15 protein-coding genes are annotated in these 15,680 nt (G+C 74.1%); 14 read left to right on the top strand and 1 reads right to left on the bottom strand.

The window, feature by feature from the left end; translation table 11 throughout:
• Nucleotides 1-7 precede the first annotated feature (7 nt).
• From aroC to nusB, 8 genes are all read left to right on the top strand, one after another.
• The gene (gene aroC / locus V1J52_RS12865; protein WP_330139864.1) at nt 8-1,192 is read left to right on the top strand and encodes a chorismate synthase; all 1,185 of its coding nucleotides are present in this window, start codon (nt 8-10) and stop codon (nt 1,190-1,192) included.
• Complete coding sequence (locus V1J52_RS12860; RefSeq protein WP_330139863.1) at nt 1,189-1,704, top strand: shikimate kinase; 516 nt, start codon at nt 1,189-1,191, stop codon at nt 1,702-1,704. The genes aroC and V1J52_RS12860 overlap by 4 nt, the downstream gene beginning before the upstream one ends.
• Complete coding sequence (gene aroB, locus V1J52_RS12855) at nt 1,701-2,795, top strand: 3-dehydroquinate synthase (protein ID WP_330139862.1); 1,095 nt, start codon at nt 1,701-1,703, stop codon at nt 2,793-2,795. Before V1J52_RS12860 ends, aroB begins: the two co-directional genes overlap by 4 nt.
• Nucleotides 2,792-3,268 carry a type II 3-dehydroquinate dehydratase gene (gene aroQ / locus V1J52_RS12850; RefSeq protein ID WP_330139861.1) on the top strand — a complete coding sequence of 159 codons (477 nt, stop codon included), beginning with the start codon at nt 2,792-2,794 and terminating at the stop codon, nt 3,266-3,268. Before aroB ends, aroQ begins: the two co-directional genes overlap by 4 nt.
• Before the next feature lie 128 nt (nt 3,269-3,396).
• Complete coding sequence (locus tag V1J52_RS12845) at nt 3,397-4,287, top strand: AAA family ATPase (protein ID WP_443075822.1); 891 nt, start codon at nt 3,397-3,399, stop codon at nt 4,285-4,287.
• A 98-nt stretch (nt 4,288-4,385) separates the two neighbouring features.
• Nucleotides 4,386-5,498, top strand: a complete 1,113-nt coding sequence (locus V1J52_RS12840; RefSeq protein ID WP_330139859.1) for a M24 family metallopeptidase — start codon at nt 4,386-4,388, stop codon at nt 5,496-5,498.
• 69 nt (nt 5,499-5,567) lie between these two features.
• Entirely contained in the window at nt 5,568-6,134 is a 567-nt protein-coding gene (efp, locus tag V1J52_RS12835) for an elongation factor P (protein WP_330139858.1), read from the top strand.
• Between the two features lie 2 nt (nt 6,135-6,136).
• A complete protein-coding gene (gene nusB / locus V1J52_RS12830; RefSeq protein WP_330139857.1) occupies nt 6,137-6,580 on the top strand; it encodes a transcription antitermination factor NusB in 444 nt (147 codons plus the stop codon).
• Nucleotides 6,581-6,752: 172 nt separating this feature from the next.
• Here the strand turns inward: nusB and bldD are convergent, their stop codons facing one another.
• Nucleotides 6,753-7,253 (bottom strand): transcriptional regulator BldD, encoded by a 501-nt coding sequence (bldD, locus tag V1J52_RS12825; RefSeq protein WP_191208980.1) that lies wholly within the window; start codon nt 7,251-7,253, stop codon nt 6,753-6,755.
• Nucleotides 7,254-7,511: 258 nt separating this feature from the next.
• Here bldD and pyrR point away from each other — a divergent pair, with 258 nt between their 5' ends.
• The 6 genes from pyrR (at nt 7,512) to carB (ending at nt 15,601) form a co-directional block, all read left to right on the top strand.
• Nucleotides 7,512-8,105, top strand: coding sequence for a bifunctional pyr operon transcriptional regulator/uracil phosphoribosyltransferase PyrR (pyrR, locus tag V1J52_RS12820; RefSeq protein ID WP_330139856.1), 594 nt, complete (start codon nt 7,512-7,514; stop codon nt 8,103-8,105).
• Nucleotides 8,106-8,247: 142 nt separating this feature from the next.
• Complete coding sequence (locus V1J52_RS12815) at nt 8,248-9,228, top strand: aspartate carbamoyltransferase catalytic subunit (protein WP_330139855.1); 981 nt, start codon at nt 8,248-8,250, stop codon at nt 9,226-9,228.
• Entirely contained in the window at nt 9,225-10,517 is a 1,293-nt protein-coding gene (locus V1J52_RS12810) for a dihydroorotase (protein WP_330139854.1), read from the top strand. Before V1J52_RS12815 ends, V1J52_RS12810 begins: the two co-directional genes overlap by 4 nt.
• Nucleotides 10,514-11,152, top strand: a complete 639-nt coding sequence (locus tag V1J52_RS12805) for a PH-like domain-containing protein (protein WP_330139853.1) — start codon at nt 10,514-10,516, stop codon at nt 11,150-11,152. The genes V1J52_RS12810 and V1J52_RS12805 overlap by 4 nt, the downstream gene beginning before the upstream one ends.
• The gene (carA, locus tag V1J52_RS12800) at nt 11,149-12,285 is read left to right on the top strand and encodes a glutamine-hydrolyzing carbamoyl-phosphate synthase small subunit (protein ID WP_330139852.1); all 1,137 of its coding nucleotides are present in this window, start codon (nt 11,149-11,151) and stop codon (nt 12,283-12,285) included. The genes V1J52_RS12805 and carA overlap by 4 nt, the downstream gene beginning before the upstream one ends.
• A complete protein-coding gene (carB, locus tag V1J52_RS12795; protein WP_330139851.1) occupies nt 12,278-15,601 on the top strand; it encodes a carbamoyl-phosphate synthase large subunit in 3,324 nt (1,107 codons plus the stop codon). The genes carA and carB overlap by 8 nt, the downstream gene beginning before the upstream one ends.
• The last annotated feature ends 79 nt before the right edge of the window (nt 15,602-15,680 follow it).

Here is a 15,680-nt window from a genome sequence, read left to right as displayed (position 1 = left end):
AGCACCGTTGAGCAGGTTGCGCTGGCTGACCGCGGGGGAGTCCCACGGACCCGCACTGGTGGCGACGCTGGAGGGGCTGCCCTCCGGCGTCCCGGTCACCACGGAGATGGTGGCGGACGCCCTGGCGCGGCGGCGGCTCGGCTACGGCCGCGGCGCCCGCATGAAGTTCGAGCGCGACGAGGTCACCTTCCTCGGCGGCGTGCGGCACGGCCGCACCCTGGGCTCCCCGGTGGCGGTCATGGTCGGCAACACCGAGTGGCCCAAGTGGGAGCAGGTGATGGCCGCTGACCCGGTCGATCCGCAGGAGCTGGCCGCCCTCGCCCGCAACGCGCCGCTCACCCGGCCCCGCCCCGGCCACGCCGACCTGGCGGGCATGCAGAAGTACGGCTTCGACGAGGCACGGCCCATCCTGGAGCGGGCCTCGGCGCGGGAGACCGCGGCCCGGGTGGCCCTGGGCACGGTGGCCCGCTCCTACCTCAAGGAGACGGCCGGCATCGAGATCGTCTCGCACGTCGTGGAGCTGGGCGCCGCCCGGGCGCCCGCGGGCACGCTGCCCGTGCCCGGCGACGTCGGACGGCTGGACGCGGACCCGGTGCGCTGCCTGGACCAGGCCGCGAGCGAGGCGATGGTCGCCGAGATCGACCAGGCCCACAAGGACGGTGACACGCTCGGCGGCGTCGTCGAGGTCCTCGCCCACGGCGTGCCGGTGGGCCTGGGCAGCCACGTCCACTGGGACCGGCGGCTGGACGCGCGGCTGGCCGCGGCCCTCATGGGCATCCAGGCCATCAAGGGCGTCGAGCTGGGCGACGGGTTCGACCTCGCCCGCGTCCCCGGCTCCCAGGCCCACGACGAGATCGTCGGCACCGCCGACGGCATCCGCCGCGCCTCCGGGCGCTCGGGCGGCACCGAGGGCGGGCTGAGCACCGGCGAACTGCTGCGGGTGCGGGCCGCGATGAAGCCCATCGCCACCGTGCCCCGCGCGCTGTCCACGGTGGACGTGGCCACCGGGGAGGCGGCCAGGGCGCACCACCAGCGCTCCGACGTGTGCGCGGTGCCCGCCGCCGGGATCGTGGCCGAGGCCATGGTCGCCCTCGTGCTCGCGGACGCCGTCGCGGAGAAGTTCGGCGGCGACAGCGTCGCCGAGACCCGCCGCAACGTCACCGGCTTCCTCGACCACCTGGCCGTGCGGTGAGCGGCCCGGCCGTCATCCTGGTCGGCCCCATGGGCGCGGGCAAGACGACCGTCGGGCGCCTGCTGGCCGAGCGCCTCGGCGTCACCTTCCGGGACACCGACACCGACATCGAGACGGAGGCGGGCAAGCCCGTCTCCGACCTCTTCATCGACGAGGGCGAGGAGCACTTCCGGGACCTGGAACGCGCGGCGGTGCGTGCCGCCGTCACCGGACACGACGGCGTGCTCGCCCTCGGCGGCGGCGCGGTGCTGGCCGGGGAGAGCCGCGCCCTGCTCGCCGGGCGCCCGGTGGTCTTCCTGGAGACGGGCGTCGCCGAGGCGGTCCGCCGTGTGGGCCTGGACGCCCCCCGGCCGCTCCTGGCCGTCAACCCCCGGCAGCGCTGGCGGGCCCTGATGGAGGAGCGCCGCCCGCTGTACACCGAGGTGGCCCGTGCGGTGGTCAGCACCGAGGGCCGCACACCCCACGACGTAGCCGACGACGTCCTCGACGTCCTGGACCTGAGGAAGGCATGAGCCCCAAGACCCCCATCCGGATCACCGTCGGCGCGAGCGCGGGCAGTGAGGCGTACGACGTCCTCATCGGGCGGCAGCTCCTGGGCGAGCTGCGCGGGCTCATCGGCGAGCAGGCGGCCCGGGTGGCCGTCCTGCACCCCGAGGCACTGGCCGAGACCGGCGAGGTGCTGCGCCGCGACCTCGCGGAGCAGGGGTACGAGGCCGTCGCCGTGCAACTGCCGAACGCCGAGGAGTCCAAGACGGCCGAGGTCGCCGCCTACTGCTGGAAGGCGCTCGGCCAGACGGGTTTCACCCGCACCGACGTCATCGTCGGTGTCGGTGGCGGGGCCACCACCGACGTGGCCGGTTTCGTCGCCGCCACCTGGCTGCGCGGGGTGCGCTGGATCGCGGTGCCCACCACCGTGCTCGGCATGGTGGACGCCGCCGTCGGCGGCAAGACGGGCATCAACACCGCCGAGGGCAAGAACCTCGTCGGCGCCTTCCACCCGCCCGCCGGGGTGCTGTGCGACCTGGCCGCCCTGGACTCCCTGCCCGTCCACGACTACGTCTCCGGCCTCGCGGAGGTCATCAAGGCGGGCTTCATCGCCGATCCGGCGATCCTCGACCTGATCGAGGCGGACCCCGAAGGAGCCCGCGTGCCGGGCGGGCCGCACACCGCCGAACTCATCGAGCGCTCCGTGCGCGTCAAGGCGGACGTCGTCTCGGCCGACCTCAAGGAGGCCGGGCTGCGGGAGATCCTCAACTACGGCCACACCCTCGCGCACGCCATCGAGAAGAACGAGCGCTACAACTGGCGGCACGGCGCCGCTGTCGCGGTCGGCCTGGTCTTCGCCGCCGAACTCGGCCGCATCGCCGGGCGCCTGGACGACGCCACCGCCGACCGGCACCGCACCGTCCTCAAGGCGGTCGGCCTGCCCGTCACCTACCGCGGTGACCAATGGCCCAAGCTGCTGGAGACCATGAAGGTGGACAAGAAGACGCGCGGCGACCGGCTGCGCTTCATCGTTCTCGACGGGCTCGCCCGCCCCGCCGTGCTGGAGGGCCCCGACCCGGCCATGCTGCTGGCCGCCCACGCGGAGATCGCCGAGTGAGCCCCTCCGCGCACCCTTCCCCGCGTCCCGTCCTGGTGCTCAACGGGCCCAACCTCGGCCGCCTCGGCTCCCGCGAGCCGGACGTCTACGGCTCCACCACCTACGCCGGGCTCGTCGAGGAGTGCACCGCCCTCGGTGCCGAGCTGGGGTTCGAGGTGCAGGTGCGGGAGACCAACGACGAGGGCGAGCTGGTGCGCTGGCTCCACGAGGCGGCCGACGGCCGGGTGCCCGTCGTCCTCAACCCGGGGGCGTTCACGCACTACTCGTACGCCATGCGCGACGCCGCCGCGCAGCGCACCGCGCCCCTGATCGAGGTGCACATCTCCAACCCCTACGCCCGCGAGGAGTTCCGCCACACCTCCGTCGTGGCCACCGTCGCCAGCGGCACCGTCGCCGGGTTCGGGATCGGCTCCTACCGGCTGGCCCTGCGCGCCCTCGCCGAGCAGACGGACGCGGGCGGCGGCGCGGGCTGACGGGAACCGGCCGGCGGGTAGCGGTGCGCGCAGGGGCGCGGCCGCGGTGCCGCGGGGGAGCGGTACCGTGCGGTGGACGAAGGGGCATGCGCGCCGTGACGGCGCGCCGGACGACGGAGTGGGACCGGATGCAGCACTACGCGGGCCAGGGCGCGCACCACCCCGTCCCCCCGGGCCACCCGCCGCAGCCCGCGCGCCCGCCCGCCGAGCGCGGGGGCGGCCCCGGCTGGGGCGGCCCGCCCGCGCCCGGCGGACCGCCGCCGCAGCCCCCGCACGCCGTTCCCCCGCCGCAGCACCACCCGCAGCCCCCGGCCCCGGGCGCGCCGCCCGCCGCACCGCCCGCTTCCGGTGAGGCGACCGGGCAGGTACGGCTGCCGCCCGCGGGGCCGGTCCGCACCCCGCCGCGCCCCGGCGAGCCGGTGCACGCCGCGGCCGGCGGCACGGCCGCGCCGGACGCCGCCCACGCGGCCGTCGCCGTCCTGCTCATCGGCCCGGCCGGCGCGGGCAAGACCACCGTCGCCCGGTACTGGGCCGACCACCGCCGGGTGCCCACCGCGCACATCAGCCTCGACGACGTCCGCGAATGGGTCAGGTCCGGCTTCGCCGACCCGCAGCAGGGCTGGCACGACGGCTCCGAGGCGCAGTACCGGCTCGCCCGCAGGACCTGCGGCTTCGCCGCCCGCAACTTCCTGGCCAACGGCATCTCCTGCGTCCTGGACGACGCCGTCTTCCCCGACTGGCCGGTGGTGGGCCTCGGCGGGTGGAAGCGGCACGTCGGCCCGGGACTGATCCCCGTCGTGCTGCTGCCCGGCCTGGACGTCGTCCTGGAACGCAACGCCGAGCGCCGCGGCAACCGCCGCCTCACCGACGAGGAGGTGGCCCGCATCCACGGCCGGATGGCCGGCTGGTACGGCTCGGGGCTGCCCATCATCGACAACTCACGGCAGGACGTGGAGAGCACCGCCCGGCTGCTGGACGACGCCGTGGCACGCAGCCTGGCCAGCCCGCCCTCCTGGTGACACGGGGGTCCGCCCCGCCCTGCGGCCTGCGGCGGGGCGGACCCCCGTCCGGGTGCGCTGGAGGGGCCGGGCCGCTCCCTGCGCCGTACGCTCAGGGCATGTCCGAGGTGCACATGGCCCGTCGCTCCCGGCTGCGCGACCGGCCCGCGGCGGACGAGGCCACGGCCGTGCTGGTCTCCGCGCCGGCCAACCTGCGTTACCTCACCGGGTGCGCCCCGCCGGGCGCCGCCCTGCTGCTCGCCCCGGACGGCCGCGACACGCTGGTGACCCGGCAGGACGGCCGGCCCGGCCCGTCGCTCCCGCCCGATCTCGGTGACGCACTGCGCGTCCACGCGCTGCCCGGGCCGGACGCGGAACCGGTGGCCGTCGCCGCCGGACTGGCCGCCGCCGCGCGGGCCGCCGTCCTCGCCGTCGAGGAGCACCACCTGACGGTGGCCCGGCACCGGGTGCTGGCCGCCGCCGCGCCCCGGCTGCGCCTGGCCGACCTCGGCTGCGCGGTGGAGCGGCAGCGGCTCGTCAAGGACGACGAGGAGATCGCGGCGCTGCGCATCGCCGCCGAGATCACCGACCAGGCGCTCGGGGAGCTGCTGGAGTCCATCCTCGTCGGCCGCACCGAACGCCACCTCGCGCTGGAGCTGGAGCGCCGCCTCATCGACCACGGCGCCGAACGGCCCGCCTTCCCGACCTCCGTCGCCACCGGGCGCCACTCGGGGCTGGCCGGCCACGTCCCCAGCGACCTGCGGGTGGAGGAGGGCGACTTCCTCACCGTCCGGCTCGGCGCCAGCTACCGGGGCTACCGGTGCCGCATCGGCCGGACCTTCGTCATCGGCACCGCTCCCGCCGACTGGCAGATCCGCCTCTACGACCTGGTCTTCACCGCCCAGCGCGCCGCCCGCGAGGCGCTGGCGCCCGGCACCGAGTACCGGGCGGTGGACCGGGCCGCCCGGCAGCTTCTGGAGGCCGCCGGGTACGGTGGGGCCCTGGGGCCGGCCGTCGGAGCGGGGGTCGGGCTGGAAATCGGGGAGGACCCTGCGCTGTCGCCCGCGGCCGTGGGTAAACTGGACGCTTGTGTGCCGGTCACCGTCGAACCAGGGGTCCACCTCCCGGGCCGGGGCGGCGTCCGGATCGATGACACACTCGTCGTCCGCTCGTTGTCGGACGGCGGGCCGGAGCTACTCACCATCACGACCAAGGAGCTCCTCGCTCTCTGAGCCCCGGGCGGGCCCGCGGGGCCGGTGCCCTTGGTTCCCGAAGCAGCGTCTGTAGGAGATTCCGCGACCGTGGCCACCACGAACGACCTCAAGAACGGCATGGTGCTCAAGCTCGACGCGGGCCAGCTCTGGTCCGTCGTCGAGTTCCAGCACGTCAAGCCCGGCAAGGGCCCTGCCTTCGTGCGCACCAAGCTGAAGAACGTGCTGTCCGGCAAGACCGTGGACAAGACGTTCAACGCCGGCACGAAGGTCGAGACCGCCACCGTCGACCGGCGCAGCATGCAGTTCTCGTACATGGACGGCGAGTACTTCGTCTTCATGGACCTGGACACCTACGACCAGCTCCACGTCGACCGCAAGACGGTCGGGGACGCCGCGAACTACCTCATCGAGGGCTTCGAGGCGACCGTGGCGATGTACGAGGGCAACCCGCTCTCCGTCGAGCTGCCGGCCGCCGTCGAGCTGGTCATCGAGCACACCGAGCCCGGTGTGCAGGGCGACCGCTCCACCGGCGGCACCAAGCCCGCCCGCCTGGAGACCGGCTACGAGATCGGCGTGCCGCTGTTCATCACCACGGGTGAGAAGATCAAGGTCGACACCCGCTCCGGCGAGTACCTCGGCCGGGTGAACAGCTAACCGTGGCTGCTCGCACCAAAGCACGCAAGCGCGCCTTCCAGATCCTCTTCGAATCCGACCAGCGCGGCAGCGGCGTGACCGACGTGCTGGCCGACTGGGTGCGGCACGCCCGCACCGACAGCCGGCAGCCGCCGGTCAGCGAGTACACGATGCAGCTCGTCGAGGGCTACGCGCGGCACGCCGCCCGCATCGACGAGCTGATCGCCACGCACTCCGTGGGCTGGACGCTGGACCGGATGCCCGCGGTGGACCGCAACCTGCTGCGGCTGGGCGCCTACGAACTCCTGTGGGAGGACGGCACGCCGGACGCCGTCGTGCTGGACGAGTGCATCCAGCTCGCCAGGGAGTTCTCCACGGACGAGTCGCCCGCCTTCGTCAACGGCCTGCTCGGCAAGCTCAAGGAGCTGGCGCCGGGCCTGCGCGGGCCAAAGGGCCCCGCCGCGTGAGGCGAGGCGGCCCGCGCCGCCGAGAGGAACGGCCCAGGGGCCCGGAACAGCCGTTCCGGGCCCCTGGGCCGTCGTCGCGGGCCCGCCCGCACGCCGCCGCCGGACGGCGGCTCCGCCGCGTCCGCCCCGGCGGGGAGGCGGACGCGGCGGCCCTGGCGGGCGGGCAGGGCGGTCAGGCGTCCTCGTGGGCCACGGCCCGGCGGGCGTCCGCGTCCAGGACGCCCCAGCTGATCAGCTGCTCGGTGAGGACCGAGGGCGACTGGTCGTAGATGACGGCCAGCGTGCGCAGGTCGTCCTGCCGGATCGACAGCACCTTGCCGTTGTAGTCGCCGCGCTGGCTCTGGATCGTCGCCGCGTAGCGCTGGAGCGGCCCCGCCTTGTCGGCCGGGACGTGGGCGAGGCGCTCCAGGTCGAGCACGAGCTTCGGCGGCGGCTCGGCGGCGCCGCCCGGCGTGCTGCCCGGCAGCAGCTCCTGGACCGGCACACCGTAGAAGTCCGCCAGCTCGGCGAGGCGCTGGACGGTCACCGCCCGGTCCCCGCGCTCGTAGGAGCCCACCACGACCGCCTTCCAGCGGCCCTGGGACTTCTCCTCCACGCCGTGGAGGGAGAGGCCCTGCTGGGTGCGGATGGCCCGGAGCTTGGCCCCGAGCTGCTTGGCGTATTCGCTGGACATTAAGGCTCCCCGGAAGAGGCGTTGGTAACTCACTGTGAGGTTACGCAGCGTAATGTGCGGCGTCAAGCCGGGGCCGGGAACCTCCTGGGCCACCCGGGTCCCCGCGGCCCCGCGCCGGCCGCCGTGACCAGCGCGTCGCGGCGACCGGCCCAGGTACCCCGTGCGCCGCGGTGCCGGGTGCCCTGATACCGTGAGGGTGAACCATCCAGGCGTCCTTTAAGGCCCGTCCCGTGAGGCGGGGAAGGAGGTCCGTTACCCATGGACACCACCAACGGCGGCCCCGCGGACGGCGCCCCCGCTCCGGCGCGGCCCGTGCTCGAAGCCCCCGACATCGCGCGGGTGCTCACCCGCATCGCCCACGAGATCGTCGAACGCGCCAAGGGCGCCGAGGACGTGGTCCTCCTCGGCATCCCGACCCGCGGCGTGCACCTCGCCCGGCGGCTCGCCGCCAAGCTGGAGGAGATCACCTCCCGCCCCGTCCCGGTCGGCTCGCTGGACATCACCATGTACCGCGACGACCTGCGGCTGCGCCCCGCCCGCGCGCTCGCCCGCACCGAGATCCCCGGCGAGGGGACCGAGGGCGCGCTCGTCGTCCTCGTCGACGACGTCCTGTTCTCCGGCCGCACCATCCGCGCCGCCCTCGACGCGCTCGGCGACATCGGCCGCCCCCGCGCCGTGCAGCTCGCGGTCCTGGTGGACCGCGGCCACCGCGAGCTGCCGATCCGGGCCGACTACGTCGGCAAGAACCTGCCCACCTCGCTGCGCGAGACGGTCCGCGTCCAGCTCACCGAGGAGGACGGCCGCGACGGCGTGCTGCTCGGCGTGCGCGCCACCCCCGACGACGGCAGGTAGTCCCGCACCGCCCGGCGTCCGCCCCGCCCCGCCCCGCGCGGTGCGGCCCTGCCGCACGCCCGCCTGCCCCGCCGGCCGGCCACCGCCGCCCGCCGGACCCCTCGCCCGCACGCCCCGCCCCGCACCCACGGAAGGCACACAGATGAAGCGCCACCTCATCTCGGCCGCCGACCTCGCCCGCGACGACGCCGTCCTCATCCTCGACACCGCGGAAGAGCTGGCCCGCCTCGCCGACCGGCCGGTCAAGAAACTGCCGACGCTGCGCGGACGCACCGTCGTCAACCTGTTCTTCGAGGACTCCACGCGCACCCGGATCTCCTTCGAGGCCGCCGCCAAGCGCCTGTCCGCCGACGTCATCAACTTCTCCGCCAAGGGCTCGTCCGTCTCCAAGGGCGAGTCGCTGAAGGACACCGCCCTCACCCTGGAGGCCATGGGCGCCGACGCCGTCGTCATCCGGCACCACGACTCCGGCGCCCCGCACCGGCTGGCCACCTCCGGGTGGATCGGCGGATCGGTCGTCAACGCCGGCGACGGCACCCACGAGCACCCCACCCAGGCGCTGCTGGACGCGTTCACCATGCGCCGCCGCTTCGGCGGCGGGGCCGGCGCGGACCTCGCCGGGCGCCGGGTCACCGTCGTCGGCGACATCCTGCACAGCCGCGTCGCCCGCTCCAACGTGTACCTGCTGAGCACGCTCGGTGCCCACGTCACCCTCGTCGCGCCGCCCACCCTGGTGCCGGTCGGCGTCGGGAGCTGGCCGTGCGAGGTCTCCTACGACCTCGACGCCGTCCTGGCCACGTCCGACGCCGTCATGATGCTCCGCGTCCAGCGCGAGCGGATGAACGCCGCCTTCTTCCCGACCGAGCGCGAGTACGCCCGCCGCTACGGCCTCGACGGCTCCCGCATGGCCCGGATGCCGGACCACGCGCTCGTCATGCACCCGGGGCCGATGAACCGCGGCATGGAGATCACCGCCGACGTGGCCGACTCGCCGCGCTGCACCGCCGTCGAGCAGGTCACCAACGGCGTGAGCATCCGCATGGCCGTCCTGTACCTCCTGCTCGGCGGCGCCGCCCTGGCCGCCGGGGAACCGACCGCACGCCCCACCGAGGAGAGCAAGTGAGCACAGCCAAGACCCTGATCCGCGGCGCGGACGTCCTCGGCGGCGGGGCGCGGGACGTCCTGATCGACGGCGGGACCATCGCCGAGGTCGGCACCGGCCTCGACGCCGCGGGTGCCACCGTCGTCGACGCCGCCGGGCTGGTCCTGCTCCCCGGCCTGGTGGACCTCCACACCCACCTGCGCGAACCGGGCCGCGAGGACTCCGAGACGGTGCTCACCGGCACCCGCGCCGCGGCCAGCGGCGGCTTCACCGCCGTGCACGCCATGGCCAACACCTTCCCCGTGGCCGACACCGCCGGCGTCGTGGAGCAGGTGTGGCGGCTGGGCCGCGAGTCCGGCTACTGCGACGTGCAGCCCGTGGGCGCCGTCACCGTGGGGCTGGCCGGCCAGCAGCTCGCGGAGCTGGGCGCCATGCACGACTCCGCGGCCGGTGTCACCGTCTTCTCCGACGACGGCAAGTGCGTGGACGACGCGGTGATCATGCGCCGCGCCCTGGAGTACGTCAAAGCCTTCGACGGCGTCATCGCGCAGCACGCCCAGGAACCCCGGCTGACCGAGGGCGCCGAGATGAACGAGGGCGTCGTCTCCGCCGAGCTGGGCCTCGGCGGCTGGCCCGCCGTCGCCGAGGAGTCCATCGTCTCGCGCGACGTGCTGCTCGCCGCCCACGTCGGCTCCCGGGTGCACGTGTGCCACCTGTCCACGGCCGGTTCGGTGGAGATCGTGCGCTGGGCCAAGGCCAAGGGCTGGAACGTCACGGCCGAGGTCACCCCGCACCACCTGCTGCTCACCGACGAGCTGGTGCGCTCCTACGACCCCGTCTACAAGGTCAACCCGCCGCTGCGCACCGAGGCCGACGTGCTGGCCCTGCGCGACGCGCTGGCCGACGGGACGATCGACTGCGTGGCCACCGACCACGCCCCGCACCCGCACGAGGACAAGGACTGCGAGTGGGGCGCGGCCGCGATGGGCATGGTGGGCCTGGAGACGGCCCTGTCCGTCGTGCAGCACACCATGGTCGACACCGGGCTGCTCACCTGGGCGGACGTCGCCGACCGGATGTCCTTCCGGCCCGCCCGCATCGGACGGCTCGCCGGGCACGGCCGCCCCGTCTCGCCCGGTGAGCCCGCCAACCTGACGCTGGTCGATCCGGCTTACCGTGGAGAGGTGGACCCCGCGGGCTTCGCCTCCCGCAGCCGCAACACCCCCTACCGGGGCCGCGAGCTGCCGGGCCGCGTCACACACACCTTCCTGCGGGGCCGGGCCACGGTGACGGACGGGAAGCTGGCGTGAACACAGACGTACTGACACTCCTCGCGGACGGCGCGGTCGAGCGCAAGTCACAGGAGGTGACGCACTGGGCCGAGCGGATCGGCTGGGTCGTGGGCATGATCCTGGTCATCGCCCTCGTCTACTGGCTGATGCGGCAGGGCTGGAAGTGGCGCGCCACCCTCCAGGGCGACCTGCCCGAGCCCGCGCCCGTCCCCGCCACGGCGGACACCCCCGAGCTGACCCTGACCGGCCGCTACCACGGCTCCACCGCCGCCGGGCAGTGGCTGGAGCGCATCGTCGCGCACGGGCTCGGCACCCGCAGCCGCGTCGAGCTGAGCCTGACCGCGCGGGGCCTGACCGTGCTGCGGCCCGGCGCGCGGGACTTCGCCATTCCCCGCGAGGCACTGCGCGGCGCCCGGCTCGACAAGGGCATCGCCGGCAAGGTGGTCACCGAGGGCGGCATGCTCGTGATCACCTGGCAGCTCGGCGACCGGACCCTGGACTCCGGCTTCCGCGCCGACCACCCGGCGGAGCACCCGCGCTGGGTCACGGCCGTCACGCAGGCCGCCGCGGCCGGCCCGGCCGCCGCACACACCACCGCACACACCGGCGACAGCGCCGTCGCCGGACGGCACGACCGGGAAGGCGCAGCATGACGACCTCCACCCGCACCCCCGCACCCGCCGCACTCGTCCTGGAGGACGGACGCGTCTTCCGCGGCCGGACCTACGGCGCCGTGGGCGAGACCTTCGGCGAGGCCGTCTTCTCCACCGGCATGACCGGCTACCAGGAGACGCTGACCGATCCGTCCTACCACCGCCAGGTCGTCGTCATGACGGCCCCGCACGTGGGCAACACCGGGGTCAACGACGAGGACGCGGAGTCCCGGCGCATCTGGGTCGCCGGCTACGTCGTCCGGGACCCGGCCCGCCGGCCGTCGAACTGGCGCTCGGTGCGCTCGCTGGACGAGGAGCTCGCCGCCCAGGGCGTCGTCGGCATCAGCGGCGTGGACACCCGCGCCCTGACCCGGCACCTGCGCGAACGCGGCGCCATGCGGGTCGGCGTCTTCTCCGGCGACGCGCTGGAGGCCGACGCCGCTCTGCTGGCCAGGGTGCGCAGCGCCCCCGGCATGGCGGGCGCCGACCTGTGCGGGGAGGTCGCCACCACCGAGCCGTACGTCGTCCCCGCGCTCGGCACCAGGCGGTTCACCGTCGCCGCCGTCGACCTCGGCATCAAGGGCATGACGCCGCAGCGCATGGCCGAGCGCGGCATAGAGGTGCACGTGCTCCCGGCGACGGCGACCGTGGAGGACGTCTACGCCGTGCGGCCCGACGGGGTCTTCTTCTCCAACGGCCCCGGCGACCCGGCCGCCGCCGACCACCCCGTGTCGCTCATGCGCGGCGTCCTGGAACGGGGCACGCCGCTGTTCGGCATCTGCTTCGGCAACCAGGTGCTCGGGCGGGCACTGGGCTTCGGCACGTTCAAGCTGAAGTACGGGCACCGCGGCATCAACCAGCCGGTGCAGGACCGCACCACCGGCAAGGTCGAGATCACCGCGCACAACCACGGCTTCGCCGTGGACGCCCCCCTGGAGGGCACCCCGAAGACTCCGTTCGGACGCGCCGAGGTGACGCACGTGTGCCTCAACGACAACGTGGTGGAGGGCCTGCGGCTGCTCGACCGGCCGGCCTTCAGCGTCCAGTACCACCCCGAGGCGGCGGCCGGTCCCCACGACGCCGCCTACCTGTTCGACCGCTTCACGTCCCTGATGGAGGGCCAGCGTGCCTAAGCGCACCGATATCCAGTCCGTCCTGGTCATCGGCTCCGGCCCGATCGTCATCGGCCAGGCCGCCGAGTTCGACTACTCCGGCACCCAGGCGTGCCGGGTGCTGAAGGCCGAGGGCCTGCGCGTCATCCTGGTCAACTCCAACCCGGCGACGATCATGACCGACCCGGAGATCGCCGACGCCACCTACGTCGAGCCGATCACCCCGGAGTACGTCGAGAAGATCATCGCCAAGGAGCGCCCCGACGCGCTGCTGCCGACGCTGGGCGGCCAGACCGCGCTGAACACCGCGATCTCGCTGCACGGAGCGGGGACGCTGGAGCGCTACGGCGTCGAGCTGATCGGCGCGAACGTCGAGGCGATCAACAAGGGCGAGGACCGCGACCTGTTCAAGGAGGTCGTGGCGGCCGTCCGGGCGAGGACGGGGCACGGCGAGTCCGCCCGCTCGGTGATCTGCCACTCCATGGACGAGGTCGTCGCGGGCGTCGACGGGCTGGGCGGGTACCCCGTCGTCGTGCGGCCGTCCTTCACCATGGGCGGCGCCGGGTCCGGCTTCGCCCACGACGAGGACGAGCTGCGCCGCATCGCGGGCCAGGGCCTGTCCCTCTCGCCCACCACTGAGGTGCTCCTGGAGGAGTCGATCCTCGGCTGGAAGGAGTACGAGCTGGAGCTGATGCGCGACCGGAACGACAACGTCGTCGTCGTGTGCTCCATCGAGAACTTCGACCCCATGGGCGTCCACACCGGCGACTCCATCACCGTCGCCCCCGCGATGACGCTCACCGACCGCGAGTACCAGGTGCTGCGCGACATCGGCATCGCCGTCATCCGCGAGGTCGGCGTGGACACCGGCGGCTGCAACATCCAGTTCGCCGTCAACCCGGCCGACGGGCGGGTCATCGTCATCGAGATGAACCCGCGCGTCTCCCGCTCCTCCGCGCTGGCGTCCAAGGCCACCGGCTTCCCGATCGCCAAGATCGCCGCCAAGCTGGCCGTGGGCTACACACTGGACGAGATCCCCAACGACATCACCGAGCAGACCCCGGCGTCCTTCGAGCCGACGCTCGACTACGTCGTCGTCAAGGCCCCGCGCTTCGCGTTCGAGAAGTTCCCGGCCGCCGACGCCACCCTCACCACCACCATGAAATCGGTCGGCGAGGCCATGGCGATCGGCCGCAACTTCGCCGAGGCGCTCCAGAAGGCGCTGCGCTCGCTGGAGAAGAAGGGCAGCCAGTTCGACTTCACCGGCGACCCGGGGGGCCCGGAGGACAAGGCCCGCCTGCTGGCCGCCGCCGTCCGGCCCACCGACGGGCGGATCAACACCGTCATGGCCGCCATCCGCGCCGGGGCCACCCCCGAGGAGGTCTTCGAGGCGACGAAGATCGACCCCTGGTTCACCGACCAGCTCTTCCTCATCAAGGAGATCGCCGACGAGATCGCCGCCGCCGAGCTGCTGACGCCGGACCTGCTGGCCTACGCCAAGCGCCACGGCTTCTCCGACGCCCAGATCGCCGCCCTGCGCGGCCTGCGCGAGGACGTCGTGCGCGAGGTGCGGCACGCGCTCGGGGTACGGCCGGTGTACAAGACGGTCGACACCTGCGCGGCCGAGTTCGCCGCCCGCACCCCGTACTTCTACTCCTCCTACGACGAGGAGAGCGAGGTCGCCCCCCGCGAGAAGCCCGCCGTCATCATCCTCGGCTCCGGGCCCAACCGCATCGGGCAGGGCATCGAGTTCGACTACTCCTGCGTCCACGCCTCCTTCGCGCTCGGCGACGCCGGCTACGAGACGGTCATGGTCAACTGCAACCCCGAGACCGTCTCCACCGACTACGACACCTCCGACCGGCTCTACTTCGAGCCGCTCACGCTGGAGGACGTCCTGGAGGTCGTGCACGCCGAACAGCAGGCCGGGCCGGTGGCCGGCGTCATCGTCCAGCTCGGCGGGCAGACGCCGCTGGGCCTGGCGCAGGCGCTCAAGGACAACGGCGTGCCCATCGCCGGCACCCCGCCCGAGGCCATCCACGCCGCCGAGGACCGCGGCACCTTCGGCCGCGTCCTGACCGAGGCCGGGCTGCCCGCGCCCAAGTACGGCACCGCCTACTCCTTCGAGGAGGCGCGGGCCATCGCCACGGGCATCGGCTACCCCGTCATGGTCCGGCCCTCCTACGTGCTCGGCGGGCGCGGCATGGAGATCGTCTACGACGAGCCCTCCCTGGCCGCCTACCTGGAGCGGCACGCCGGGCTCATCTCCGAGCACCCCGTCCTCATCGACCGGTTCCTCGACGACGCCATCGAGATCGACGTGGACGCCCTCTACGACGGCACCGAGCTGTACCTCGGCGGCGTCATGGAGCACATCGAGGAGGCCGGCATCCACTCCGGCGACTCCGCCTGCGCCCTGCCGCCCATCACCCTCGGCGGCCACGACATCAAGCGGCTGCGCGCCTCCACCGAGGCCATCGCCCGCGGTGTCGGGGTGCGCGGCCTGATCAACATCCAGTTCGCGCTGGCCGGGGACATCCTCTACGTGCTGGAGGCCAACCCGCGCGCCTCCCGCACGGTGCCCTTCACCTCCAAGGCCACCGCCGTGCCGCTCGCCAAGGCCGCCGCCCGCATCTCGCTGGGCGCGACCGTCGCCGGGCTGCGCGCCGAGGGCCTGCTCCCGGCCGAGGGCGACGGCGGCACCCTGCCGCTGGACGCGCCGATCTCCGTCAAGGAGGCCGTCCTGCCCTGGAGCCGCTTCCGCGACGTGCACGGGCGCGGCGTGGACACCGTGCTCGGCCCCGAGATGCGCTCCACCGGCGAGGTCATGGGCATCGACTCCGTCTTCGGCGCCGCCTACGCCAAGTCCCAGGCCGGGGCGTACGGCGCGCTGCCCACCAAGGGGCGCGCGTTCGTCTCCGTCGCCAACCGGGACAAGCGGTCCATGATCTTCCCCGCGCGGGAACTGGTCGCCCTCGGGTTCGAGCTGCTGGCCACGTCCGGCACCGCCGAGGTGCTGCGGCGCAACGGCATCAAGGCCACCGTCGTGCGCAAGCAGAGCGAGGGCGAGGGGCCGGACGGCGAGAAGACCGTCGTGCAGCTCATCCACGACGGCGAGGTGGACCTCATCGTCAACACCCCCTACGGCACCGGCGGACGGCTGGACGGCTACGACATCCGCACCGCCGCCGTCGCCCGGTCCGTGCCCTGCCTCACCACCGTGCAGGCGCTCGCCGCCGCCGTCCAGGGCATCGAGGCCCTCGGGCGCGGCGAGGTCGGCGTCCGCTCCCTCCAGGAGCACGCCGAGCACCTGGGCGCCGTCCGGGCCGCCCGCTGAACCGCGGGGCGCGGGGCAGGGCCGTGCGCCCTTCCCCGCGCCCCGCACCCGCCCGCACCGTCGCGCCTCCCGTCCTGCC

This window comes from Streptomyces solitudinis, assembly GCF_036323765.1.
Lineage (GTDB): Bacteria > Actinomycetota > Actinomycetes > Streptomycetales > Streptomycetaceae > Streptomyces.
This window is presented reverse-complemented; position numbering and strand designations above follow the sequence as displayed.